The following is a 24,238-nucleotide window of genomic DNA, read 5'->3' as shown; positions in this document are numbered from 1 at the left end:
TTCCGTGAAGAACATCGCCCGTGTCGCCGCCCTCGCCGGGGCCGGCGTCCTCGCCCTCTCGTCCTGCGGCTCCGCCCCCGAACCGGCGGGCGAGGGCAGCGACGGCGGCGGCGCAGCCGTCTCCGACTTCAAGGCCTGCATGGTCTCCGACGAGGGCGGCTTCGACGACAAGTCGTTCAACGAGTCCGGCTACACCGGGCTGCAGTCGGCGAAGGACGAGCTCGGCATCACCACCGCCACCGCGCAGTCCACCGACCCCTCGCAGTTCACGACCAACATCGACAACCTCGTCGCCCAGGACTGCAACCTCATCTTCACCGTCGGGTTCATGCTGGCCCCGGCCACCGGCTCGCAGGCGCAGAAGCACGAGGACGTCGAGTTCGCGATCATCGACTCCACCGCGCAGGACGCCGACGGCAGCCCCATCGAGCTGGACAACGTCAAGCCGCTGTCGTTCGACACCGCCCAGGCCGCCTACCTCGCCGGCTACGTCGCCGCGGGCTCGAGCAAGACCGGCAAGGTCGCCACCTACGGCGGCGTGCAGATCCCCACGGTCACCATCTTCATGGACGGCTTCGCCGACGGCGTGGCCAAGTACAACGAGGTCCACGGCACGGACGTCGAGCTCCTCGGCTGGGACAAGGCCGGGCAGAAGGGGTCCTTCACCGGCGACTTCTCCGACCAGGCCAAGGGCAAGGCGCTCTCGGACACGTTCTACTCCCAGGGCGCGGACATCGTCATGCCGGTCGCGGGCCCGGTCGGCTCGGGCACCCTGGCCTCCGCCAAGGAGGGCGAGGGCCGCTACGTGATCTGGGTCGACACCGACGGCTACGAGTCCCTGGACGACGCCGAGGCCAAGCCGCTGATCCTCACCTCCGTCCAGAAGGGCATCACCACCTCGGTGCACGACGTGACGGTCGCCGCCCATTCCGGCGAGTTCGACAACGAGCCGTACATCGGCACCCTCGAGAACGGCGGCGTGGACATCGCGCCGTACCACGAGCTCGAGTCGATGGTCAGCGACGAGCTCCAGGGCGAGGTCGACCAGTTGCGCCAGGACATCATCGACGGGACGATCGTCGTGGAGTCCCCGGCGTCCCCGCAGAACCTCTGATCCCGGGCCCTGCCCCGCAGGGACGGCCCCCGGCGCGCTCGCGTCCGGGGGCCGCCCCGGTCCTCCTCCCCGATGCCTCGCGCCGGGCGCCCGCCGGGCGCCCGCCGGCCGGTGCGGGGGACCGCATCCCCGGTGACGGACGGCGAGACGATCGCCCCGCCACCCCGACTCGTCTCGCGAGGAAGTGAGCAGGCGTGAAGCTCGAGCTCCAAGGGATCACCAAGGTCTTCGGCACCTTCGTGGCCAACGATTCGATCGACCTGGTGGTCAGCCCCGGAGAGATCCACAGCCTGCTGGGGGAGAACGGCGCCGGCAAGTCCACGCTGATGAACGTCCTGTACGGGCTGTACCGCCCCGACGGCGGGCAGATCCTGCTGGACGACCGCCCCGTGCGCTTCTCCGGCCCGGGCGACGCCATGCGTGCCGGGATCGGCATGGTCCACCAGCACTTCATGCTGGTCCCGCCGTTCACCGTGGCCGAGAACGTGGTGCTGGGCCACGAGCCGACCTCGGGCGGGCTGCTGGACCTGGGCGCCGCCCGCCGGGCGGTGCGGGAGATCTCCGAGCGCTTCGGCTTCGACCTGGACCCGGACGCCGTCGTCGAGGACCTGCCCGTCGGCGCCCAGCAGCGCGTCGAGATCATCAAGGCCCTCTCCCGGCGCGCCGAGGTGCTCGTCCTGGACGAGCCCACCGCCGTGCTCACCCCGCAGGAGACGGACGAGCTGATGGGCATCATGCGCCAGCTGCGCGACGAGGGCACCTCCATCGTCTTCATCACCCACAAGCTGCGCGAGGTCAAGGCCGTCGCCGATCGCATCACCGTGATCCGCCGCGGGAAGGTCGTCGGCACCGCCGAGCCCACGGCGGACCAGACCGAGCTCGCGTCCCTGATGGTGGGGCGGGCCGTCGAGCTCAGCCTGGTCAAGGAGCCCGCCCGGACCGGGGACGTCGCCCTCGAGGTCCGGGGGCTCGGCGTCACCGACGAGGACGGCTCCGCCCCGCTGGACGGCATCGACCTCGAGGTCCGCGAGGGGGAGATCCTCGGCATCGCCGGGGTCCAGGGCAACGGGCAGACCGAGCTCACCGAGGCGCTGCTGGGCCTGCAGAAGAACGCCCACGGCTCCGTGCGCCTGCACGGGACCGAGCTGGTGGGCCGCACCACCCGTCAGATCCTCGACGAGGGCGTCGGCTTCGTCCCCGAGGACCGCACCCATGACGCGCTGGTCCCCGACTTCACGGTCGCCGAGAACCTCATCCTGGACCAGCACCGCCGCGCCCCCTTCGGCACCGGGCTCGCCCTGCACCCCGCGGCGATCCGGGCCCGCGCCACCGCCGACGTCGCCGAGTACGACGTGCGCACCGGCTCGATCGACGACCACGTCTCCACCCTGTCCGGCGGCAACCAGCAGAAGGTCGTGATGGCCCGCGCCCTGGGCCGCGAGCTGTCGCTGCTGATCGCCTCCCAGCCCACCCGAGGGGTCGACGTCGGCTCGATCGAGTTCCTGCACCGCCGGCTGATCGCCGAGCGCGACCGCGGCACCCCCGTCATCATCGTCTCGACCGAGCTCGACGAGGTCATCCAGCTCTCCGACCGCATCGCGGTGATGTACCGCGGCGCGATCCTCGGCATCGTCCCGGCCGACGAGGACCGCGACGTGCTGGGCCTGATGATGGCCGGATACACGGTCGAGGCGGCCCGCGAGGCCGTCGCCGCCGGTGCGCGCACCACCGACACCCAGCTCGTCGACGAAGGAGAGATCGCATGAGCGAGACGTCCGCAGGGGAGGCGCGGCCCGTCGCCCCCGGCACCGCCGCGCAGCCCGGGGACCCGGGCACGCCCGGCGCTCCGGAGGGCTCCGCGTCCTCCGCCGATCTCGCCCGGCGCATCGCCCGCAGCAACCTGCTGGTCGTGGTGATGGCCTTCGTGTTCGCCTTCCTGATCGGCTCGCTGCTGATCCTCGTGGCCAGCACCGAGGTGCGCGCCGCGCTCGGCTACTTCTTCGCCCGCCCCTCCGACACCTTCGTGGCCTGCTGGCGGGAGATCTCCGCCGCCTACACGGACATGTTCCGCGGGTCGATCTTCGACCCCAACGGCTTCTCCCGCACCGCCGAGGACGTGCGCGAGCGCGGCGGCTCCGGCCTCTACGTCCTGCTGCCCGCCCTGGCCGCGGGCCTCACGCCCCTGCTGGAGACCCTCACCGTCGCGACCCCGCTGATCATCGCCTCGGTCGGCATGGCCGTGTCCTTCCGCTCCGGCCTGTTCAACATCGGCGGCACCGGCCAGCTGATCGCCGGCGCGACCGCCGCCGGGTACGTCGGCTTCGCCGTCGACCTCCCGCCGGTGATCCACCTGCTCGCCTGCGTGATCGCGGCGATCGTGTGCGGCGGCCTCTACGGCGCGATCGCCGGCTTCCTCAAGGCCCGCTTCGGCGCCAGCGAGGTCATCTCCACCATCATGCTGAACTGGATCGCGACCTACGCCCTGGCCTACGCGCTGACCACGGCCGCGTTCACCGGCGCCAACCGGGCCCAGCCGACCTCCCCGTCGATCTCCGCGGACGCCCGCCTGCCGCTGCTGGCGGGGGAGGACCACCGCCTGCACGCAGGGCTGCTGCTCGCTGTGCTCGCCGTGGTGTTCCTGTGGTGGCTGATGAACCGCTCCACCCTCGGCTTCCGCTTCCGCGCCGTCGGCTCCAACCCCCGCGCGGCCGAGGTCGCCGGCATCGACGTGGGACGCAGCGCCATCGGCGTGATGTTCGTGGCCGGCGCCCTGGTGGGCCTCGCCGGCGGCGTCCACGTGCTCGGCACCGAGCAGCGCCTGACCGGCAGCATCGCCGGGTCCATCGGGTTCGACGCGATCACCGTCGCCCTGCTGGGCCGCTCCGGCCCGGTCGGGATCCTGCTGGCGGGCCTGCTGTTCGCGGCCCTGTCCACCGGCGGCCGCTTCATGGAGACCAGCCAGGGCACCCCCATCGACCTGGTGCAGGTGATCCAGGCGCTCGTGGTGCTGTTCATCGCGGCTCCGCCGATGGTGCGTGCGCTCATCGGCCTGCGATCCGTGGACCGGCCCCGCGACCCCCGCCCGCGCCGCCGGGCGGCGGCGCCGACCGCCGTCGCCTCCGCCTCGGCGGGCACGGCGGCCGCCTCCGCCGGAGCCGGCGCCGACGCCGCGGACGGGGGCACCGCCCCGACGCCCGAGGGCACGGCGGCGCCTCCCTCCTCGGAGGAGGACCCCGCGATCGGGCCCCCTCCGGCCGACAGCCCGGACGACACCTCGAAGGGAGGGACCGCATGAGCACCGCGGCCCTGAACCGTGACGCCGCCCCGGCGCCGCAGCAGTCCCGATCCCGCGCGACGGAGCGGCCCCGCGGCTGGTGGCACCTCCCGGCGGCCCTCACCGCCCTCGGCCTGCTGGCCCTGATCGTGTTCGGGCTCGGCTCGCCGGGCGGGACGAGCACGGCCTACCACCTGGCCGATGCCGACGACCTCAACCCCGGCGGGCTGATCCCCGAGGACATCGCCGTGCCCACCGCCCCGGTCGCGATCACGCTGGCGGCGCTCGCGCTGGCCGTGGCGGCCGCGTTCTGGTACCTCGGCGCCGCCGCCCGCGCGTCCCTGGCCCGGCTGCGCACCCCGCTGCTGATCGGCTTCGGAGCGCTGTGGGTGCTCTCCTTCCTCACGTGGGCCTTCCATGGCTCCACGGTCGCGCTCGGCGCCATGCTGCAGACCATGATGGTGCTCGCCGTGCCGCTGGCCTTCGGCGCCCTGTCCGGGGTGCTGTCCGAGCGTGCGGGCGTCATCAACATCGCCATCGAGGGCCAGCTGATCTTCGGCGCCTTCGGAGCGGTGCTCATCGGTTCGGTGGCCGGCAGCGCCTGGATCGGCCTGCTCGCTGCGCCGATCATGGCGATGATCATCGGCGCCCTGCTGGCCACCTTCGCGATCGGCTACCAGGTCCAGCAGATCATCGTCGGCGTGGTGCTGAACGTCTTCGCGATCGGCCTGACGAGCTTCTTCTTCGGCACCGTCATGGAGCAGAACCCCCAGACCTTCAACGCCCCGCTGCGCCTGCCCACCCTGCGCATCCCCGTCCTGGCGGACCTCCCCCTCATCGGCCGGGTCCTGTTCGAGCAGACCGTGCTGGTCTACCTCATGTGGATCATCGTGATCGTGCTGACCATCGCCCTGTTCCGCACGCGCTGGGGGCTGCGGGTGCGCGCCGTCGGCGAGCACCCCCGCGCCGCGGACACCGTCGGCATCGACGTCAACCGCACCCGCTGGTCCAACGTCCTGCTGGGCTCGGCCGTCGCGGGCCTGGGCGGGGCGACCCTCACCATCGGCACCGGTGTCGCCTTCGGCGAGGAGATGAGCGCCGGCAAGGGCTACATCGCCCTGGCCGCCATGATCCTGGGCCGGTACCACCCCGTCGGCGCGCTCGCCGCGGCGCTGCTGTTCGCCTTCGCCGATGCGCTCCAGCTGCGCCTGGGCACCGTGCCCGCGGGCGCCGGCGCCGGGATCCCCAGCCAGTTCCTGCTGATGCTGCCGTATATCGTGACGTTGTTCGCGGTCGCCGGCGTCGTGGGCCGCGTGCGCGTCCCGGCCGCCGACGGCATCCCCTACGTGAAGCAGTGAGGACCCTGTGACCTCCGACGACGCCCTCTCGGGCCCGGTGGCGGGCGGCCCGGCACCGGCCGCCCCCGAGCCCTTCCCCGCCCTGCTCGCCGCCGCGCGCGCCGTGGCCGAGCGCGCCTACGCCCCGTACTCCGGATACCGGGTGGGGGCGGCCGCGCTCGCCGACGACGGCCGCACCGTGGCCGGCTGCAACGTCGAGAACGCCGGCTACGGCGTGACGCTGTGCGCCGAATGCGGGCTGATCAGCGACCTCGTCGCCGGCGGCGGTGGGAGGATCACCCACTTCGTGTGCGTCAACGGCCCCGGCGAGGTCATCATGCCCTGCGGCCGATGCCGCCAGCTGCTGGCCGAGCATGCCGCCGCCGGCTTCACCATCCTCACCCCCGCGGGGACGCGGGACCTCGAGGGGCTGCTGCCGCAGTCCTTCGCCGCCGCCGACATCGATGCAGGACGGGACCGATGAGCACCACCACCTCCACCTCCACCCCGGGCGCCGGCGCCGTCGAGCCCTTCGACGCCATCGACGTGATCCGCGCCAAGCGCGACGGCGGGGTGCTCGAGCCCGCCCAGATCGACTGGGTCGTGGACGCCTACACCCGCGGCGTGGTCGCCGAGGAGCAGATGTCCGCTCTGGCCATGGCGATCTTCCTGAACGGCATGGAGCGCGAGGAGATCTCCCGCTGGACCGCGGCGATGATCGCCTCGGGCGAGCGGATGAGCTTCGACGCGCTCAGCCGCCCCACCGCCGACAAGCACTCCACCGGCGGCGTGGGCGACAAGATCACCCTGCCGCTGGCCCCGCTGGTGGCGACCTTCGGCGTCGCCGTCCCGCAGCTGTCGGGCCGCGGCCTCGGACACACCGGCGGCACCCTCGACAAGCTCGAGGCGATCCCCGGCTGGCGCGCGGCGCTGAGCAACGAGGAGATGATGGCGCAGCTCGAGGAGGTCGGCGCCGTCATCTGCGCCGCCGGCTCGGGCCTGGCCCCGGCGGACAAGAAGCTCTACGCGCTGCGGGACGTCACCGGCACCGTCGAGGCGATCCCGCTGATCGCCAGCTCCATCATGAGCAAGAAGATCGCCGAGGGCACCGCCGCGCTCGTGCTGGACGTGAAGACCGGCGCCGGGGCCTTCATGACCGAGGAGGCCGATTCCCGCGAGCTGGCCCGCACCATGGTCGACCTCGGCACCGATGCGGGGGTCGCGACCGTCGCGCTGCTCACGGACATGTCCGCACCGCTGGGCCGGACCGTCGGGAACGCCCTCGAGGTCCGCGAGAGCGTCGAGGTGCTCGCCGGCGGCGGTCCCGCCGACGTGGTAGAGCTGACCGTCGCCCTGGCCCGGGAGATGCTCGCGAGCGCCGGGCGGACCGACGTCGACGTCGAGGCGGCCCTCGCCGACGGCCGCGCCATGGACACCTGGAAGGCGATGATCGCCGCCCAGGGCGGGGATCCCGACGCCGCGCTGCCGGTGGCCGCCCACACCGAGGAGCTGCGGGCCGAGGCCGACGGCGTGGTCGCCGGACTGGACGCCATGAAGGTGGGCGTGGCCGGCTGGCGCCTCGGCGCGGGCCGCTCCCGCCCGGGCGAGGCCGTCCAGGCCGGCGCCGGGGTCGAGATCCACCGCCACATCGGCGAGGAGGTGCGTGCCGGGGATCTCCTGGCGGTCTTGCACACCGACACCCCCGAGCGGTTCGGGCGCGCCCGGGAGGCCATCGACGGCGCCTGGGACCTCGCGGCGCCGGGCACCGCGGTGCCCGCGCGGCGCATCGTCCTGGACCGCATCGTCTGATCCGCCCGACCCCGCTCGTGCCCGCGCGAGCCTGGGCGGCGTCCCGCGACCCCGCGCGACCTCTCCCGACCCCCCACGGCCTCCGGGCTCAGCCCAGGAGCTCCTGGAGGCGGGGGACGATGCGCCGGGTCATCAGCGGGGCGAGGCGGCGGCCCGGAGGGGCCTGGCCGAGCGGGCACCACAGGACGTCCTCGAGCTCGGCCTGGACGGTGACGTCCCGCGGCAGGGAGTCCAGCGGGGCGAGGAACACGCTCGCCTCGACCAGGGTGCCCGGCTCGTTGGCGGCCTCCTCCTCGAACAGGCCCAGCAGCTCGAGGTCCTCGGGCTCGAGGACGACGTCGAGCTCCTCGATCACCTCGCGCACCGCGGCGTCGACGGCCCGCTCTCCGGGTTCGAGCTTCCCGCCGACCTGCATGTAGGAGCCCGTGCCGCGCTTGCGCACCGCGAGCAGCTCGATGCCCGTCGGCCCTTCGCGCAGGAAGCAGACCGCGGCGATCCTCAGTACCTGCGGGGCCGAGGCGGTGCCCCGGTGGTGCCGTTCGGCCAGGGCGAGGTCGCGCAGCGCGTGCAGCGTGCGCACGCCCTCGCGCAGGCCGACGGGCCGCATCCCGGCGCGCTTCCACCGCTCGACGTCGGCGGGCTGCTCCCCGGCGAGGGCCCAGCCGCGGCGCACCAGGGTGAGCGCTCCCTTGCGCGCCTCGAGCAGGTCACGGGTCAACCGGGTGCCGAAGACGAGCGGGGCGGGACGGTCCAGCACGAGCGCATCGGCCAGCAGCCCGGCCGCGGCCAGCGGCGCGATGAGCTCGGCCGCGAAGATCCCCTCGGCGACGATGAGCGGCTCGGCGCCGACCTCCAGGCGGCGGGTGCCGACGCGGCGCGAGGCCGAGATGGAGTAGTCGGGGATGTCGGCCGCGCCGTCGTGGGCGAGGGCCGTCAGGGCTTCGAGCGCCGCACCGACGTTCCACGAGGAGACGTCGTCCCAGTCCACGATCCCGAACCGGCGGGGCAGGGACGGATCGTCCTCGTCGCGGTAGAACTCGTCCAGCGGCACCAGGGGCAGCCCGCTGCGCCGCGTCATCACCCCTTTGCCGCTTCCCGAGGGGCCGGCGATCAGCACGATGCGGCGCGGGGCGGGGGAGGGGGCGGCGGAGGTGGTCACGGAGATCGAGTCTAGGGGACCGCGCCGAGGGCCGAGCGTGGTTCGCCGCGGCCCGAGGCCCGGGCCGCGGATCACAGCTCGATCACCTCTCGCGCACGGCCCGCGGATGCCTCCCCGGGGGCGGCGGGCCGTGCGAGGATCGGGGCATGACGACTGCTTCCCGCGGCGAGCTCGCCGCCCTCATCGACCACACCCTGCTCAAGCCCGAGGCGACCCGCGCCGACGTCGACGCCCTGGCCCGCGAGGCCGAGGAGCTGGGCACGTACTCGGTGTGCGTGTCCCCCTCGATGCTCCCGGTGGAGACCTCCGTCAAGGTCGCCACGGTGTGCGGCTTCCCCTCCGGCCAGCACGCCGCGGAGATCAAGGCCGCGGAGGCCGCCCGCAGCGCCTCCCAGGGGGCCGATGAGATCGACATGGTCATCAACGTCGGCCTCGCCCGGTCCGGGGAGTTCGATGCCGTCGAGGAGGAGATCCGCGCGGTGCGCGCGGCGGCGCCCGCCCCGATCGTGCTGAAGGTCATCATCGAGTCGGCGGCGCTGAGCGACGAGCAGATCGTCGCCGTCTGCGAGGGCGCCGAGCGCGCCGGCGCCGATTTCGTGAAGACCTCGACCGGGTTCCATCCCGCGGGCGGCGCCAGCGAGCACGCCGTCGCCCTGATGCGCGCCACGGTCGGCGACCGGCTGGGCGTGAAGGCCTCCGGCGGGATCCGCACCCGGGAGGCGGCCGAGGCGATGGTCGCGGCCGGCGCCTCGCGGCTGGGCCTGTCCAGCTCCCGGGCGATCCTCGAGGACGCCGACGGGGCCGCCCCCGGGGCGAGCGGGTACTGACCCATGATCGGCGGCGGCGGGGCGGCGGCCGGGCCGCAGGGCGGCGCCGGCGGCCTCGGCGCCGCCGTGCGTCACCTGGGGCTCGCGCTCCTCGTGCTGGCGGCAGGGGTCCTGGCCGGGGCGGTCGCCCCGGCGGGCGCCTGCGCCTGCGGCGCCATGGCCGATCCGGAGGACTCCCGCAGCGACGCCGCGGTCACCCGGGAGACCGCGGTCCTCTCCCTGCGCGAGGGCACCGAGACGATCATCCTCAGCCTCGAGCTCGATGCGGAGGCGCCCGGCGCGACCCTGCTCATGCCCACCCCGGCGGTCCCGACCGTCACCGAGGGGGACGCCTCCACGCTGCGCGAGGTGGCCGTCGCGACCCTCCCGCGGGTCGAGCACGAGCTGGACTGGTGGGGCGAGGGACGCGGCGGCGGGGACGGCGCCCCGGGCGCCGGAGCCGGCGGCGCCCCCGAGGCGCCGGTGACCGTCCACAGCCGGGAGCGTGTCGGGGACTTCGAGGTCGCCGTGCTGGACGGCTCCGCCGAGGGCGTGAGCACCTGGCTGAGCAGCAGCGGCTACGTGCTGCCGCAGGAGGTCCTGGACCTGCTGCCGGTCTATGTCGAGGACGGATGGACCTTCACCGCGGTGCGCTATGCGCAGGACGTCGACATGTCCCGGGACGTCTCGCCGCTGCGCTTCGACTTCGCCAGCGACGAGCTCGTCTACCCGATGCGGCTGTCGCAGGCGGCGCGGAGCACGCAGGAGGTGCACCTGTTCGTGCTCGACCCGGAGCCGGTCCGGCGCACCGACGCCTCCGCCGCGCAGCAGAGCGTCCAGCGGCCCTGGATCGCCGACCCGACCCACGTGGGCTGGACCTGGTCCGACGGCACGCTGCGCGAGCTCAGCCAGGACGGCGAGGGCCGGCCGGGCCGCGCGATGGTCACCGAGTTCACCATCCGCGGGGAGCCCGCCTCCTTCACCACCGACATGACCTTCGCGGCCGATCCGGCCGATCCGTGGATCGTGCCCACCCGCACCGAGACCACGACGGTCCGCGTCGCCGGGATCCCGGCGGGCTGGGTGCTGGTGGCCGCGGCCGGGACCATCGGCGTGCTCGTCCTGTACGGGGCGGGGATGACCGCGCTCGCCGTGAGGCGCCGGCGCCGCTGAGACCCGTCGCGCGGTCCGCCCCCGCCCCGCAGGGACCCCGGACTACTCGGGAAGCTCGAGGGCGGCCTCCATGTCGGCGCGCAGCCGTTCCAGATGCTCGGCGGCGCGCTCGCGATGGGCGCCGAGGTCCGCCGAGCTGGCATCGGCCGCGATCCGTTCGATCACCTCGAGGTAGCACTTGAGCTTCGGCTCGGTGCCGGAGGGGCGCACGATCACGCGGGCGTCGTCCCGGGTGGCCAGGAGCACGCCCTCCGTGGGCGGGAGCCCCGTGGTCTCCGCGGACCCGTGGGCGAGGTCCTGCATGGCGGTGACGGAGGAGCCCGCGAGCTCGCGCGGCGGGCGGTCCCGCAGCTGCTGCATCATGGCGCCGATGCGCGAGAGGTCCTCGACGCGGATCGACAGCTGCCCGGTCGCGTACAGGCCGTGCTCACGGGCGAGGTCGTCCAGGCGCTCCACCAGGGAGGTGCCGGCGGCCTTCGCCATCGCCGCCATCTCCGCGACGACGAGCGCGGTGGACAGCCCGTCCTTGTCCCGCACCACGTCCGGCAGCACGCAGTAGCCGATGGCCTCCTCGTAGCCGAAGACGATCCCCGGCGCCCGGGAGATCCACTTGAAGCCCGTCAGCGTGGTCGCCCGCTCCTGGCCGAGGGCCGTGACGACCTCGCCCAGCCAGCGGCTGGAGACGACGGAGCTGGCGAAGACCCCGCGGTAGCCGTGGTGGCGGGCGAGGTGGTCGCCCAGCAGGACGCCCAGCTCGTCGCCGGTGAGCATGCGCCAGGCGTCCCGGTGCGGATCCGGGACGGCGACCGCGCAGCGGTCCGCGTCCGGGTCGTTCGCGATGACGACATCGGCCTCGACCACGCGCGCCTGCTCGAGCGCGAGATCGATCGCGCCCTTCTCCTCGGGGTTGGGGAAGGCGACGGTGGGGAAGTCCGGATCGGGGTCGGCCTGCTTGGCCACCGGGTGCACGTCCGTGAAGCCGACCCGGTGCAGCGCCGCGACGGCGAGCTCGGTGCCCACCCCGTGCAGGGCGGTGTGCACGATCCGGACCTGGCGCGGGGAGTCCTCGCGCGGCAGCGCGGTGATCGCGGCGAGGTAGTCCTCGCGCAGCGCGTCGCCGAGCTCCTCCCAGCCGCCGTCGGCGACGGGGATGTCCCGGACCGGGCCGGTGGCGGCGATGCGCGCGGCGATCTGCGCGTCCGCGGGCGGCACGATCTGCACGCCGCGGCCGGAGTCCTCCGCGAGGCGGCCGCCGAGGTACACCTTGTAGCCGTTGTCGGCCGGCGGGTTGTGGGAGGCGGTCACGACGATCCCCGCATCGGCGCCGTGGCGTCGCACGGCGAAGGCGATCAGCGGGGTGGGGCCGAAGCGGTCCAGCAGACGCACCCGGCAGCCGGCGGCGACGAGGATCGCGGCGGAGCGCTCGGCGAAGGCCCGCGAGTTGTACCGGGCGTCGTAGCCGATCATCACCAGCGGGGCCTGCTCGCCGCGCGCCTGCGGCAGGGAGGCCAGCAGGTGGTCGGCCAGCCCGCGGGCGGCGCGCGAGACCACCGCGAGGTTCATGCGGTTCTCCCCGGGCCCCATGGCGCCGCGCAGCCCGGCGGTGCCGAACGCGAGCGGGCCGGCGAAGGCATCGGCCAGCTCGGCGACCGCGGACTCCTCGCCGCGCTCCGCACGCTCGAGCAGCGCGGCCAGCGCCTCCCGCGTGGCGGGATCGGGGTCGTCGGCCTGCCAGGCCAGGGCCCGGTCGCGCAGGGCGGCGTCCAGGGCCGGGCTCATCGGCCCGCGTCCCTGGCCCCGGCGGCCCCGGCGGCCCCGGCGTCGCCGCCGGGGCTCTCGGCCCCGATGCGGCGCACGACCTCGGCCAGCAGCGCGGAGATCCGCGGGGCGGCGGCGCGCCCCGCCTCCAGCACCTCCTCGTGGGAGAGCGGCTCGGGGCTGATGCCCGCGGCGAGGTTGGTCACCAGGGAGATGCCCAGCACGTCCATGCCGGCCTCGCGGGCGGCGATCGCCTCGAGCGCCGTGGACATGCCCACCAGGCTCGCCCCCATCGCCCCGGCCATGCGGACCTCGGCCGGGGTCTCGTAGCTGGGCCCGCGGAACTGCATATACACGCCCTCGGGGAGGGAGGGGTCGACCTCGCGGGCGATCTCGCGCAGCCGCGGCGTGTACACATCGGTGAGATCCACGAAGTTCGCGCCGATCAGAGGGGTGTCGCCGGTGAAGTTGATCTGGTCGCCGATCAGCACGGGCTGGCCGGGGCTCCAGGACGCATCCAGCCCGCCGCAGCCGTTGGTCAGGACGATGGTGCGGCAGCCCGCGGCGGCGGCCGTGCGCACGCCGTGGACGACGCTGCTCACGCCGCGGCCCTCGTAGTAGTGGGTGCGGGCGCCGAGGACGAGGGCGCGCGCCCCGGTGCCCTCGATGCGGACCGACCGCAGCGTGCCGACGTGCCCGGGCACCGCCGGGGGATGGAAGCCGGGGATCGCGGTGGCCTCGGCGGTCCAGACCGTCTCGCCGAGGAGGTCCGCCGCACCGCCCCAGCCGGAGCCGAGCACGAGGGCGAGGTCGTGGGAGGCGGCTCCGCTGGCCTCGGCGATGGCGGCCGCCGCGTCGCGGGAGAGCTGATGGGGATCGACGTCAGGGGAGTTCATGCCCCGAACCTAGCGCAGGTCAGGACACGCTGCGACACAATGGGGGAGTGAGCGACTCCAGCACCGCCATCCCCCCGTCCCCCGACCGGATCACGGCCTCCGCGGAGCGTCCCCGGGTCGTCGTCATCGGCGGCGGGCCCGGCGGCTACGAGGCCGCGCTGACGGCGGCACGGCTGGGCGCGCAGGTGAGCGTGGTGGCCGATGCGGGCCTGGGCGGCGCGGCCGTCCTCACCGACGTGGTGCCCTCCAAGACCCTCATCGCCACGGCCGATGTGCTGGACCTCGTCGCCGGCTCCGGGGCGCTGGGGATCCGCGACGCCGACACCGCCGGCAGCCCCGCGACCGGGGCCCTGACCGTCGACCTGGGCGCGGTCAACGCGCGGGTGCGCCGCCTGGCCCGGGCGCAGTCCCTGGACATCCGCGCCGCCCTCGAGGAGGCCGGGGTGCGGATCCTCGCCGGGACGGGCCGCCTCGCCGCCCCGGGACAGGTGGAGGTCACCGATGCGCAGGGGCAGCAGGAGCGTCTCGAGGCCGATGCCGTGCTGCTCGCCGTCGGCGCCCGGCCCCGCATCCTCGAATCCGCCCCGCCGGACGGCGAGCGGATCCTCACCTGGACGCAGCTGTACGAGCTGGAGGAGCTGCCCTCCCACCTGATCGTCGTCGGATCGGGCGTGACCGGGGCGGAGTTCGCCAGCGCCTACCGGGCCCTCGGCAGCGAGGTCACCCTCGTCTCCTCCCGCGACCAGGTGCTGCCCGGCACCGACCGCGACGCCGCCGGCGTCCTCGAGGACGCCTTCCGCCGTCGCGGGGTCACGGTGCGCTCCCGCTCGCGGGCCGCCGGGGCCCGGCGCGAGGGCGACGGGGTGGTCGTCACCCTCGAGGGCGGCGAGGAGATCCGCGGCAGCCACGTGCTGATGGCCCTCGGCGCGATCCCCTCGACCGCGGGGCTGGGCCTCGAGGAGTGCGGGGTGCGCCTGCGCCCCGGCGGCCACATCGAGACGGACCGCGTCTCGCGCACCTCGGTGCGCGGGGTGTACGCGGCCGGGGACTGCACGGGCGTGTACCCGCTGGCCTCGGTCGCCGCGATCCAGGGACGCACCGCCATGCACCACGCCCTCGGCGAGGCGGTGCACCCGCTGATCAGCGCGCAGGTGGCATCGGCCGTGTTCACCAGCCCCGAGATCGCGGTGATCGGCGTGAGCGAGCAGGACGTCGCCGAGGCGCGCGTGGCGGGGGAGGTGCGCACCTACCCGCTGAGCACGAACCCGCGCGCGAAGATGCAGGGGATCCGCGAGGGCTTCGTGAAGCTGATCGTCCGCCCCGGGTCGCTCACGGTCCTCGGCGGGGTCGTCGTGGCGCCGCGGGCGAGCGAGCTCATCCACCCCATCACCGTGGCCGTCACCCACCGGCTCACGGCCGACCAGCTCGCGAGCTCCTCGACGGTGTACCCCTCGCTCAGCGGTTCGCTGGCCGAGGCCTCCCGCCAGGTCGCCATGTCCCTGTTCGACTGAGGTCGCATGACCCTGTCCGGCGCAGGTCGACCGGGACCGACGCAGGGGGCGCAGGGCCGTCGCGACGGCCCCGCGCCCCCGGGGGAGCTCGAGCAGGTGGGCGGAGCGGAGGTCAGTCCTCGATCGCGCAGAGCGCGGCGCCGGCCGAGACGGTCGCGCCGACCTCGGCGTCGAGGTTCGTGACCACGCCCGAGCGGTGCGCGGTGATGGGCTGCTCCATCTTCATCGCCTCGAGCACGAGCAGCAGGTCGCCGTCGGCCACGTGCTGGCCGTCCTCGACCATCACCTTGACGATCGTGCCCTGCATCGGCGCGCTCACGGAGTTGCCGCTCGCGCTGGCCGTGGCCTCGCGGTGGGCGCGCTTGCGGCGCTGGGCGACCGGGGCGGCGGGGGCGCGCAGCGAGGCCGGCAGGCTGACCTCGACGCGGCGGCCGTCGACCTCGACCACCACGGCCTCGCGGCCCTCCGGGTCCTCCCCCGGGGCGGGGAGCGGGCCGGGCGGGATCTCGCCGTCGAACTCGGTCTCGATCCAGCGGGTATGGACCTCGAAGGGCGCGGCCGGATCCTCCGGCGCGAAGGCCGGGTCCTCGACCACGAGACGGTGGAAGGGCAGCACCGTGGGCAGGCCCTCGACGGTGAACTCCGCCAGCGCCCGCCGCGAGCGCTCGAGCGCCTCCTGGCGGGTGGCGCCGGTGACGATGAGCTTGGCGAGCATGGAGTCGAACGCGCCGGAGACCTCGTCGCCGGAGCGGACGCCGGAGTCCACACGCACACCGGGGCCGAAGGGCGCCTCGAAGCGCTGCACCGGACCGGGGGAGGGGAGGAAGCCGCGGCCGGCGTCCTCGCCGTTGATGCGGAACTCGAAGGAGTGCCCGCGGGCGATCGGATCCACCGGGGAGATCTCCTCGCCGGCGGCGATGCGGAACTGCTCGCGCACCAGGTCCACGCCCGCGACCTCCTCGGTCACGGGGTGCTCGACCTGCAGGCGCGTGTTCACCTCGAGGAAGGAGATGGTGCCGTCGGCGCCGACGAGGAACTCGCAGGTGCCGGCGCCGATGTACCCGGCCTCCTTGAGGATCGCCTTGGACGAGGAGACCAGCTGCGCGTTCTGCTGGTCGGTGAGGAAGGGCGCGGGCGCCTCCTCGACGAGCTTCTGATGGCGACGCTGCAGGGAGCAGTCGCGGGTGGAGACGACCTGGACGTTGCCGTGGGAGTCGGCCAGGCACTGGGTCTCCACGTGCCGCGGGGAGTCCAGGTAGCGCTCGACGAAGCACTCGCCGCGGCCGAAGGCGGCCGTCGCCTCGCGCACCGCGGAGTCGAACAGCTCGCGCACCTCGGACTCGGCGCGGGCGACCTTGAGGCCGCGGCCGCCGCCGCCGAAGGCCGCCTTGATCGCGATGGGCAGGCCGTGCTCGCGGGCGAACTCGACGACCTCGTCGCTGCCGGCGACCGGGTCCTTGGTGCCGGCGACCAGCGGGGCGCCGGCCTTCTGCGCGATGTGGCGGGCGGAGACCTTGTCGCCCAGCTTCTCGATCGCCTCCGGCGGCGGGCCGATCCACACCAGGCCGGCGTCGATGACGGCCTGCGCGAAGTCGGCGCGCTCGGAGAGGAACCCGTAGCCGGGATGGATCGCCTCGGCGCCGGAGCGCTGGGCGATGTCCAGCAGCTTGTCGACGACGAGGTACGAGTTCGCGGCGGTGGTGCCGCCGAGCGCCCAGGCCTCGTCCGCGATGGTGGTGTGCAGGGCGCTGCGATCGGGATCGGCGTAGACCGCGATGGACCGCAGCCCTGCGTCCTTGCATGCTCGAGCGATGCGCACCGCGATCTCCCCGCGGTTGGCGATGAGCACCGAGCGGAACGGGCGGTGCGGAGTGGGACGAGCGGCCATCAAGCGGTCCTTCCGGATGTCGACAGAACCCCGAGTCTAATACGGGGCCCGAGCGTGCCGTGCCGGGCGCGCCCGCGCCCGTCGCGGCACGCGGCGAGGATCACGCGCGCCGGGGCGCGGCGCCGGGGGTCAGTCCTCCCGCCACAGCTCGTGGACGCCGATCCCGATCTCCGCGAGCAGACGGCGCAGCAGGGGGAGGGACAGGCCGACCACGGCGTGCGGGTCGCCCGTGACGGACTCGACGAACGGCCCGCCGCGCCCGTCGATGGTGAAGCCGCCGGCCACCTCGAGCGGCTCGCCGGTGGCGACGTAGGCCTCGATCTCCTCGTCGGACAGCTGCGCGAAGGTGATCTCGCAGCTCGCGGTCGCGCCGAACGTCGCCCCGGTGCCCTCGTCCTCCGCGTCGCGGTCGTCCACGATCCAGTGGCCGGAGTGCAGCACGCCGGTACGGCCGCGCAGCGAGCGCCAGCGCTCGATGGCGGCCTCGGCGGTGTGGGGCTTGCCGACCACCTCGCCGTCGATCTCCAGCATGGAGTCGCAGCCCAGGACCACGTACCCGCCCTCGCTCGCGGCGGTGACGGCGCTCGCCTTCTCCCGGGCCAGCAGGAGCACCTGCTCGACCGGCTCGAGGTCGCCGGCGCGCGCGAGGATCGCCTCCTCGTCCAGGTCCGCGGGCAGCACGTCGAACTCGAGGCCCGCCCGCTCGAGGGTGTCGCGGCGGCCGGGGGAGGCCGAGCCGAGCAGCAGCAGGGGGAGGGAATCGGTCTCGGGGGTCAGGGCGTCGTCCATGGTCTCCATCCGGATCGGGTGAGGGGTGCGGGAGGGCGGGGCGGACCGGCACCGGTCGGGGCCGGCGCCGGTCGGCTCGGATCGGGTGGGGAGGCTCAGGTCAGGGCGGTGCGCAGCACCGACAGCGGCAGGCTGCCCAGCTCGAGGGCGCGGCGGTGGAAGTCGCGGGGGTCGCCGTCGCCGACGATGTCCCCGCGCAGCGTCTCCCACTCGCGCTGGCCGATCTTGTACGAGGGCGCCTGCCCCGGCCAGCCCAGGTAGCGGTGCAGCTCGAAACGCTGCTGGGCCTCGTCGATGCCCCAGTGGGCGCTCATGAAGTCCCAGGCGGATTCGTAGGTCCAGGCGCCCCCGTCGGCCGCCTCGAGGCCCGTGGGCATCGGCAGCCCCAGGTGGAAGCCGATGTCCAGCACGACGCGGCCGGCGCGCATGCGCTGGGCGTCGAGCATGCCCATCCGGTCGCCGTCGTCGTCGAGATAGCCCAGCTGCGCCATCAGCCGCTCGGCGTACAGCGCCCAGCCCTCGCCGTGCCCGGAGACCCAGCACAGCAGGGCCCGCCAGCGGTTCAGGGCCGATGCCTGCATCGTCTGCGTGCCCACCTGCAGGTGGTGGCCGGGGACGCCTTCGTGGTAGACGGTCGTGGTCTCGGACCAGGTGCGGAACTCGGTGGTGCCGGCGGGCACGTCCCACCACATGCGGCCGGCGCGGGTGAGGTCCTCGCTGGGGCCGGTGTAGTAGATGCCGCCGGATCCCGTGGCGGCGATCCGGCACTCGAGGCGCCGCAGCGGCTCCGGGATGTCGAAATGCGTGCCGGCGAGCTCGGTCAGGGCCGTGTCGGACAGCTCCTGCATCCAGGCGCGCAGGGCCTCGGTGCCGTGCAGGATCCGGGCCGGGTCGGCGTCCAGGGCGGCGCGGGCGGCCTGCACCGAGCGGCCGCCGTCGTTGCCGGCGCGCGCGTTGATGCGCGCGGCGACCTCCTCCTGCTCGGCGACGATGCGGCCCAGCTCCTCGATGCCCCAGTTATAGGTCTCCTCGAGGTCGACCTCGGAGCCGAGGAACACGCGCGAGCACAGGGCGTAGGTCTCCCGGCCCACGGCGTCGGCCTCGGGCGCCCGATCGACCAGCGACTCGAGCACGTCGGCGATGTCGCGGTATCCCTGCGCGGCGGAGCGGGCGGCCTCGGCGGCCCGGGCGCGCTGGGCGTCGTCGCCGACGGCGGAGGCGGCGAAGGTCGCGAAGAATCCGTCCTCGGCGGCGTACCCGCGGGCCTGCTCGGCGCCGAGGCGCAGCTGCCGGTGGGCCGAGCAGGCCCCGTGCTCGGCGGCCTCCCGCAGGGACTCGGCCCAGCCGGCCAGGGACCGCGGCACGCCGGCGAGCCGCTCGGAGATGACCTCCCAGTCCTCGGCGGTGTCGGTCGGCATGAGGTCGAAGACGTCGCGCAGCTGCAGGGTCGAGGCGAGGTTGTTCACGGCCGAGGCGTCCAGGCGGCGCTCGGCGAGCTCGATCTCCAGGCCCAGGCGCTCCTGCAGGGCCGCGCGGGTGACCGCATCGGTGGCGTCGGCGTCGGGCACCTCGGCGATGCGGGCCAGCAGCTCCCGGGCCGCATCGGTGCGCTCGGCGAAGGCCGCGGGGGAGAAGTCGGTGACCTCCGCGTCGTGCCCGCTGATCCCCAGCGTGGTGGCGGCGAAGGGATCGCGCCGGGCGACCTCCTCGACGTAGGCGTCGGCGAGGGCGTCGAGCGGGCTGGAGCTGCGGGGGGAGGTGTCGGCCATGGGGGCCACTCTAGTGGGACGGGGCGGCCCGGGTGCAGGTGGCGGGGCGGTCAGCGGTCCGCGAACTGCCAGGCGCTCTCGGAGGGCAGCCGCCGCAGCCGATGGGCGCCCGCGATGCGGTGGACGGGGTCCGTCCAGCCGTCGCCGGTGCCGGCGTAGCGCTGGGCGAGCTGGCGCTCGTGCGCCTCGACGCGGCTGGTCACGCTCATGGCCGAGACGACCACGGCCACCGCGGCGAGCTCGCTGTCGCTCAGGTGCCCCTTGACCAGGCGGACGTCCGCCGGGCTCGGGGTCGCGCCGTCCCCGGCGGGCCCGCCCTGCGGGGCGGGGGCGCCGTCCTGCGATGCCGCGCTCACAGCGGGATGTTCCCGTGCTTCTTGGTCGGCAGGGTCTCGCGCTTGGTGCGCAGGGCCCGCAGCGCCTGGGCGATCTTCAGGCGGGTCTGGGAGGGCTCGATGACGTCGTCGATCCAGCCGCGCTCCGCGGCGAGGTACGGGGTGGCGAACTGCTCCTCGTACTCGCCCTGCAGGCGTGCGCGCTCGGCCTCGACGTCGCCGCCCTCGGCCTGCACGGTGCGCAGGTCCTGCCGGTGCAGGATGTTCACCGCGCCCTGGGCGCCCATCACGGCGATCTGCGCGGTGGGCCAGGCGAGGTTGACATCGGCCCCGAGGTCCTTGGAGCCCATCACGATGTACGCGCCGCCGTACGCCTTGCGGGTGATGACGGTCACCAGCGGGACCGTGGCCTCGGAGTACGCGTACAGCAGCTTGGCGCCGCGGCGGATGATGCCGTCGTACTCCTGCCCGGTGCCCGGGAGGAAGCCCGGGGTGTCCACGAAGGTGACCACCGGCACGTTGAAGGAGTCGCACATCCGCACGAAGCGGGCCGCCTTCTCGGAGGCGTCGATGTCCAGCGTGCCGGCGAAGTGGCTGGGCTGGTTGGCGATGATGCCGACGCTGCGCCCCTCGACCCGGCCGAAGCCGACGATCACGTTCTGCGCGAACAGCGGCTGCACCTCGAGGAACTCGCCGTCGTCCAGCACGGCGCGGATCGCGGTGAGCATGTCGTAGGGCTGGTTGGGGGAGTCGGGGATCAGCGTGTCCAGCGCGCGGTCCTCGGGACCCGGGGCCTCGTCGTAGGCGATGGGGTAGGCCGGCGCGTTCGAGAGGGTGTTGGCCGGCAGGTAGGACAGCAGGTCCTTGACGTACTCGATCGCCTCGGACTCGTCCGGGGCCATGTAGTGCGCCACGCCGGAGCGGGTGGAGTGCGTGTGCGCGCCGCCCAGCTCCTCGAAGCCGACGTCCTCCCCGGTCACGGTGCGGATCACGTCGGGCCCCGTGATGAACATGTGGGAGGTCTTCTCCACCATGACGATCACGTCGGTCAGGGCGGGGGAGTAGACGGCGCCGCCCGCGGCCGGGCCCATCACCAGCGAGATCTGCGGGATCACGCCGGAGGCGCGGGTGTTGCGGCGCATGATCCCGGCGAACATGGCCAGGGAGGCCACGCCCTCCTGGATGCGGGCGCCGCCGCCGTCGAGGATGCCGATGATCGGCACGCCCGTGGACAGGGCGAGATCCTGGATCTTCTGGATCTTGCGGCCGTGGGCCTCGCCCAGCGAGCCGCCGAAGACCGTGAAGTCCTGCGAGTACACGCAGACCTGGCGGCCGTCGATGGTCCCGTAGCCGGTGACGATGCCGTCGCCCTCGGGGCGCTTGGCGTCGATGCCGAAGGAGTGCGACTGATGGCGGACGAACCGGTCCGTCTCGACGAAGGAGCCGTCGTCCAGCAGGTCGGCGATGCGTTCGCGGGCGGTCTTCTTGCCGCGGTCGTGCTGCTTGCGAACGGCCACCTCGCCGGCGGTCGTCACGGCTCGCTGCTCGCGATCGCGCAGGTCCTGCAGGCGCTGCGCGGTGGTGAGCGGCGTCGGCGTGTCGGTCACGTGGCCTCCTTGGACCGGTTGCCCGGGTGGCTGAGAGTTCGGAGGGGATACTACGTTACCGATGTCCGCGCGCCCTGCCGATCCGACGGCGGGGCGCGCCTGCCGTGAGAAGGCAGACGCTGCCGAGGAGATGAGCTGGCCCATGACCGATCCGCGACCACGCCCCGCGCTGCTGTGGAGGGACCGGGTCGCCTCGACCCAGGACGAGGCGGCGCGCCGGGCCGCGGCGGGCGCGGATCTGCCGCTCGCCGTCGCCACCACGGACCAGCACGGGGGACGCGGCCGCCTGGGCCGCGCCTGGATCGCGCCGCCCGGCGACGGCCTCGCCCTCACCCTCGCCCTGCGCACGACGCTGCCGGCCCCGGCGCGCAGCTGGATCCCGCTGGCCGCCGGGCTGGCGGCGCTCGACGCGCTCGAGGAGGCGGCCCCCGGCCTGCGGGCGGCGGCGGGCCTCGGCCTCAAATGGCCCAACGACGTGCTCGCCGCGGGCGACCGGAAGCTGAGCGGCATCCTCGTGGAGGCGCGGGAGAGGGATACGGTGCTGATCGGCATCGGCACGAATCTGCGGGGCCCGGTGCGGGACGCGCAGGGCGCGCCGCTGGAGGCGGCCTGGCTGCTGGGGGCGGACGGACTGCTCGCCCGGTCCGGCATCCCCGCCCCGACCTCGGCCGATGCTCTCGCCCGGACGCTGGCCGAGGCCCTCGCCGAGGCCCTCGCGCGGCGCACCGCCCAGCTGGAGGAGGCCGCCGGGGATGCCGAGGCCGCAGGGCTCCGCGCCTCCTACGGTATGAGCTGTGTCACACTGGGGCGAGAGGTGCGGATCCAGCCCCTCGGTGCGCGCGGGCCCGGCGCCCCGCACGCGCAGGAGCTGACAGGCCGCGCCCTCGAGATCGACCCGTCGGGCCGGCTGGTCGTCCAGGACCCGACCGGCGTGCGCACGCCGGTCGACGTCGGCGATGTCCTGCACGCAGGCCTCGCCGACCGGACCGGGTGACCCCACGGACCCCAGGACCAGAGCAGCAGAGCAGCACGGAGAACGGACGGGTCCGCCCCCACGGACCCCGGAGAGCACCGCAGGAGCGCATTCGTGACCACCGACCCCGACCCGGGCCTCCATCGGCTCGGCCCCGACCCCGCAGAGGCCGCGTCGGCCTCCGAGGGCGGCCCCGACCAGGCCGATGCCATCGCGCTGAACCGGCGCTACGCGGCCGTGCGCCGCAGCGTCGGCGCGATCGAGCGCGCCCTGCTGCAGGGATCGCGCACCCACAGCCGCCGCGACCTCGCCCTCGAGCAGGGGGTGGACCCGCGCCTGACCTCGGTGTACTGGCGCTCGCTGGGCTTCTCCTCGGTGGACGACGACACCGCCGTCTTCACCGAGGAGGACGCCCAGGCCATCGGCGATCTGGCTGCGATGGTGGAGGGCGGGGAGATCTCGGAGCGGGCCTTCACGAACATCTCGCGGGGGCTGGGATTCCACATGGGACGCCTGGCCATGTGGATCACCGAGGCCCTGGTGGAGGAGGGGAAGATCGAGGAGGGCCTGGACGACGCGCACGCCCGCCAGGCCATGCTGGACCGGCTCCCGCAGCTGCTGGAGACCCTCGAGGCGCAGGTGATGTACACCTTCCGGCGCCAGCTGGCCGCCTATGCGGCGCGCGCCGGCTCCGAGATCCTGCAGACCTCCGGCATGGGCGGCACCGACGAGCTGTTCCCGCTGCACCGGGCCGTCGGCTTCGCCGACCTGGTGCAGTTCACCAAGCTCTCGCGCAAGCTCGCGGGGGACGAGCTGGCCGACGTCGTCAGCCGCTTCGAGATCACCTGCCGCGACATCATCTCCGTCGGCGGCGGGCGCGTGGTCAAGACCGTCGGCGACGAGATCATGTTCATCGCCGACACGCCCGAGGACGGCGCCCAGATCGCGGTGAGCCTCGCCGAGGCGATCGGCGACGACGAGGTGCTGCCCCCGGCCCGCGTCGGCTTCGCCTGGGGGTCGATGTTCTCCCGCTATGGGGACGTCTTCGGGCCGACGGTGAACCTCGCCGCCCGGCTGGAGTCCGTCGCCGCGCCGGGACGGGTGCTGGTGGACCACGACACCGCGCAGGCGGTCGCGGAGGCCCTGCCCGGCGGTTTCGAGGCGACCGAGCGCGACGAGATCGACCTGCACGGGATCGGGCCCGTGCGCACCGTGGAGCTGCGTCGCGGCTCCTCGCCGCCCCTGAACATGGGGTTCTGAGCCGCGGCATGCGATGCTGAACGGCACCGAGCACGGCACGTGGCCCAGGGCCCGCGCGGAGAGCAGGAACTAGGATGGACGGCGTGACACGACTTCTACTGGTCGAGGACGACTCGGCAATCGCAGAACCGCTCTCGCGGGCGCTCGACCGTGAGGGATACACCGTCACACGTGCCTCGCGCGGGGTGGACGCCCTTGCGATCGCCGCCGCGGGGGACGGGATCGACGTGGTCATCCTGGACCTCGGGCTGCCGGACCTCGACGGCCTCGAGGTCGCCCGGCGCCTGCGCAAGGGAGGGCTCGAGTCGCCGATCCTCATCCTCACCGCCCGCGCCGACGAGGTCGACGCCGTCGTCGGTCTGGACGCCGGGGCGGACGACTACGTCACCAAGCCGTTCCGGCTGGGGGAGCTGCAGGCCCGCATCCGCGCGCTGCTGCGGCGCACCCAGAGCGTCGAGGAGTCCAGCGACAGCTTCGACGTCAACGGGGTGTCCCTGGACGTCTCCGCGCGCCGGGCCTACGCCGACGGCGAGGAGCTCAGCCTCTCCGCCAAGGAGTACGACCTGCTCACCGTGCTCGTGCGGGAGGCCGGCAGCGTGGTGACCCGCGACGACCTCATGCGCGAGGTCTGGGGCGCCGAGTGGTGGGGCTCGACCAAGACGCTGGACATGCACATCTCGTGGCTGCGCCGCAAGCTGGGCGACGACGCCACCAACCCGCTGCGGATCACCACCGTGCGAGGGGTCGGGTTCCGGTTCGAGACCGGCGCCGGGAGCTGAG

The 24,238-nt window shown here is 74.2% G+C and carries 20 protein-coding genes; 12 read left to right on the top strand and 8 right to left on the bottom strand.

From position 1 onward, the window contains the following. Positions 1–4 precede the first annotated feature (4 nt). The 6 genes from ABD234_RS04155 to ABD234_RS04130 all read left to right on the top strand — a co-directional run bounded on the left by ABD234_RS04155 (position 5) and on the right by ABD234_RS04130 (position 7,534). Positions 5–1,114 carry a BMP family lipoprotein gene (locus ABD234_RS04155; protein ID WP_038372822.1) on the top strand — a complete coding sequence of 370 codons (1,110 nt, stop codon included), beginning with the start codon at positions 5–7 and terminating at the stop codon, positions 1,112–1,114. A 194-nt stretch (positions 1,115–1,308) separates the two neighbouring features. After that, a complete protein-coding gene (locus ABD234_RS04150; RefSeq protein WP_038372823.1) occupies positions 1,309–2,880 on the top strand; it encodes an ABC transporter ATP-binding protein in 1,572 nt (523 codons plus the stop codon). After that, positions 2,877–4,409 carry an ABC transporter permease gene (locus ABD234_RS04145; protein WP_344354204.1) on the top strand — a complete coding sequence of 511 codons (1,533 nt, stop codon included), beginning with the start codon at positions 2,877–2,879 and terminating at the stop codon, positions 4,407–4,409. The genes ABD234_RS04150 and ABD234_RS04145 overlap by 4 nt, the downstream gene beginning before the upstream one ends. Continuing rightward, complete coding sequence (locus ABD234_RS04140) at positions 4,406–5,746, top strand: ABC transporter permease (protein WP_344354202.1); 1,341 nt, start codon at positions 4,406–4,408, stop codon at positions 5,744–5,746. Before ABD234_RS04145 ends, ABD234_RS04140 begins: the two co-directional genes overlap by 4 nt. A gap of 82 nt (positions 5,747–5,828) precedes the next feature. Further along, positions 5,829–6,209: a cytidine deaminase gene (locus tag ABD234_RS04135; RefSeq protein ID WP_415749463.1), complete on the top strand. Its 381-nt coding sequence runs from the start codon at positions 5,829–5,831 to the stop codon at positions 6,207–6,209. Further along, positions 6,206–7,534 (top strand): thymidine phosphorylase, encoded by a 1,329-nt coding sequence (locus tag ABD234_RS04130; RefSeq protein WP_051486878.1) that lies wholly within the window; start codon positions 6,206–6,208, stop codon positions 7,532–7,534. Before ABD234_RS04135 ends, ABD234_RS04130 begins: the two co-directional genes overlap by 4 nt. An 88-nt stretch (positions 7,535–7,622) precedes the next feature. On the opposite strand, the gene ABD234_RS04125 is transcribed toward ABD234_RS04130, so the two are convergent. After that, positions 7,623–8,693 carry an NUDIX domain-containing protein gene (locus tag ABD234_RS04125; RefSeq protein WP_344354200.1) on the bottom strand — a complete coding sequence of 357 codons (1,071 nt, stop codon included), beginning with the start codon at positions 8,691–8,693 and terminating at the stop codon, positions 7,623–7,625. A gap of 146 nt (positions 8,694–8,839) precedes the next feature. Here ABD234_RS04125 and deoC point away from each other — a divergent pair, with 146 nt between their 5' ends. Together deoC and ABD234_RS04115 are read left to right on the top strand one after the other, a co-directional pair. Then, positions 8,840–9,520 (top strand): deoxyribose-phosphate aldolase, encoded by a 681-nt coding sequence (gene deoC / locus ABD234_RS04120; RefSeq protein WP_344354198.1) that lies wholly within the window; start codon positions 8,840–8,842, stop codon positions 9,518–9,520. Between the two features lie 3 nt (positions 9,521–9,523). Beyond that, on the top strand, positions 9,524–10,672 hold the full coding sequence (locus tag ABD234_RS04115) for a DUF2330 domain-containing protein (protein WP_344354196.1): 1,149 nt from the start codon (positions 9,524–9,526) through the stop codon (positions 10,670–10,672). A 42-nt stretch (positions 10,673–10,714) separates the two neighbouring features. Here the strand turns inward: ABD234_RS04115 and ABD234_RS04110 are convergent, their stop codons facing one another. Then, positions 10,715–12,451, bottom strand: a complete 1,737-nt coding sequence (locus ABD234_RS04110) for a phospho-sugar mutase (protein ID WP_344354195.1) — start codon at positions 12,449–12,451, stop codon at positions 10,715–10,717. Beyond that, positions 12,448–13,326 carry a purine-nucleoside phosphorylase gene (locus ABD234_RS04105; RefSeq protein ID WP_344354194.1) on the bottom strand — a complete coding sequence of 293 codons (879 nt, stop codon included), beginning with the start codon at positions 13,324–13,326 and terminating at the stop codon, positions 12,448–12,450. The genes ABD234_RS04110 and ABD234_RS04105 overlap by 4 nt, the downstream gene beginning before the upstream one ends. A 47-nt stretch (positions 13,327–13,373) precedes the next feature. Here ABD234_RS04105 and ABD234_RS04100 point away from each other — a divergent pair, with 47 nt between their 5' ends. Then, complete coding sequence (locus ABD234_RS04100) at positions 13,374–14,837, top strand: NAD(P)H-quinone dehydrogenase (protein WP_344354193.1); 1,464 nt, start codon at positions 13,374–13,376, stop codon at positions 14,835–14,837. Between the two features lie 112 nt (positions 14,838–14,949). On the opposite strand, the gene ABD234_RS04095 is transcribed toward ABD234_RS04100, so the two are convergent. The 5 genes from ABD234_RS04095 to ABD234_RS04075 form a co-directional block, all read right to left on the bottom strand. Further along, a complete protein-coding gene (locus ABD234_RS04095; RefSeq protein WP_344354191.1) occupies positions 14,950–16,725 on the bottom strand; it encodes an acetyl/propionyl/methylcrotonyl-CoA carboxylase subunit alpha in 1,776 nt (591 codons plus the stop codon). A 129-nt stretch (positions 16,726–16,854) separates the two neighbouring features. Continuing rightward, positions 16,855–17,514 (bottom strand): Maf family protein, encoded by a 660-nt coding sequence (locus ABD234_RS04090; protein ID WP_084148499.1) that lies wholly within the window; start codon positions 17,512–17,514, stop codon positions 16,855–16,857. Between the two features lie 95 nt (positions 17,515–17,609). Continuing rightward, complete coding sequence (locus tag ABD234_RS04085; RefSeq protein ID WP_344354189.1) at positions 17,610–19,283, bottom strand: DUF885 domain-containing protein; 1,674 nt, start codon at positions 19,281–19,283, stop codon at positions 17,610–17,612. 50 nt (positions 19,284–19,333) lie between these two features. Next, a complete protein-coding gene (locus ABD234_RS04080) occupies positions 19,334–19,639 on the bottom strand; it encodes an acyl-CoA carboxylase epsilon subunit (RefSeq protein ID WP_344354187.1) in 306 nt (101 codons plus the stop codon). Further along, a complete protein-coding gene (locus tag ABD234_RS04075; RefSeq protein ID WP_038372836.1) occupies positions 19,636–21,225 on the bottom strand; it encodes an acyl-CoA carboxylase subunit beta in 1,590 nt (529 codons plus the stop codon). The genes ABD234_RS04080 and ABD234_RS04075 overlap by 4 nt, the downstream gene beginning before the upstream one ends. Positions 21,226–21,367: 142 nt before the next feature. Here ABD234_RS04075 and ABD234_RS04070 point away from each other — a divergent pair, with 142 nt between their 5' ends. The 3 genes from ABD234_RS04070 (at position 21,368) to ABD234_RS04060 (ending at position 24,237) form a co-directional block, all read left to right on the top strand. Then, entirely contained in the window at positions 21,368–22,219 is an 852-nt protein-coding gene (locus ABD234_RS04070) for a biotin--[acetyl-CoA-carboxylase] ligase (RefSeq protein ID WP_344354184.1), read from the top strand. A gap of 93 nt (positions 22,220–22,312) precedes the next feature. Further along, positions 22,313–23,458, top strand: coding sequence for an adenylate/guanylate cyclase domain-containing protein (locus tag ABD234_RS04065; RefSeq protein ID WP_084148501.1), 1,146 nt, complete (start codon positions 22,313–22,315; stop codon positions 23,456–23,458). 83 nt (positions 23,459–23,541) lie between these two features. Then, positions 23,542–24,237 (top strand): response regulator transcription factor, encoded by a 696-nt coding sequence (locus ABD234_RS04060; protein ID WP_038372958.1) that lies wholly within the window; start codon positions 23,542–23,544, stop codon positions 24,235–24,237. Position 24,238 lies beyond the last annotated feature (1 nt).

It is taken from the genome of Brachybacterium phenoliresistens (assembly GCF_039530785.1).
In the GTDB taxonomy this organism is placed as follows: Bacteria; Actinomycetota; Actinomycetes; order Actinomycetales; family Dermabacteraceae; genus Brachybacterium; species Brachybacterium phenoliresistens.
Note: the sequence above shows the minus strand (reverse complement) of the source record. Positions and strands in the feature narration are given on the sequence as shown.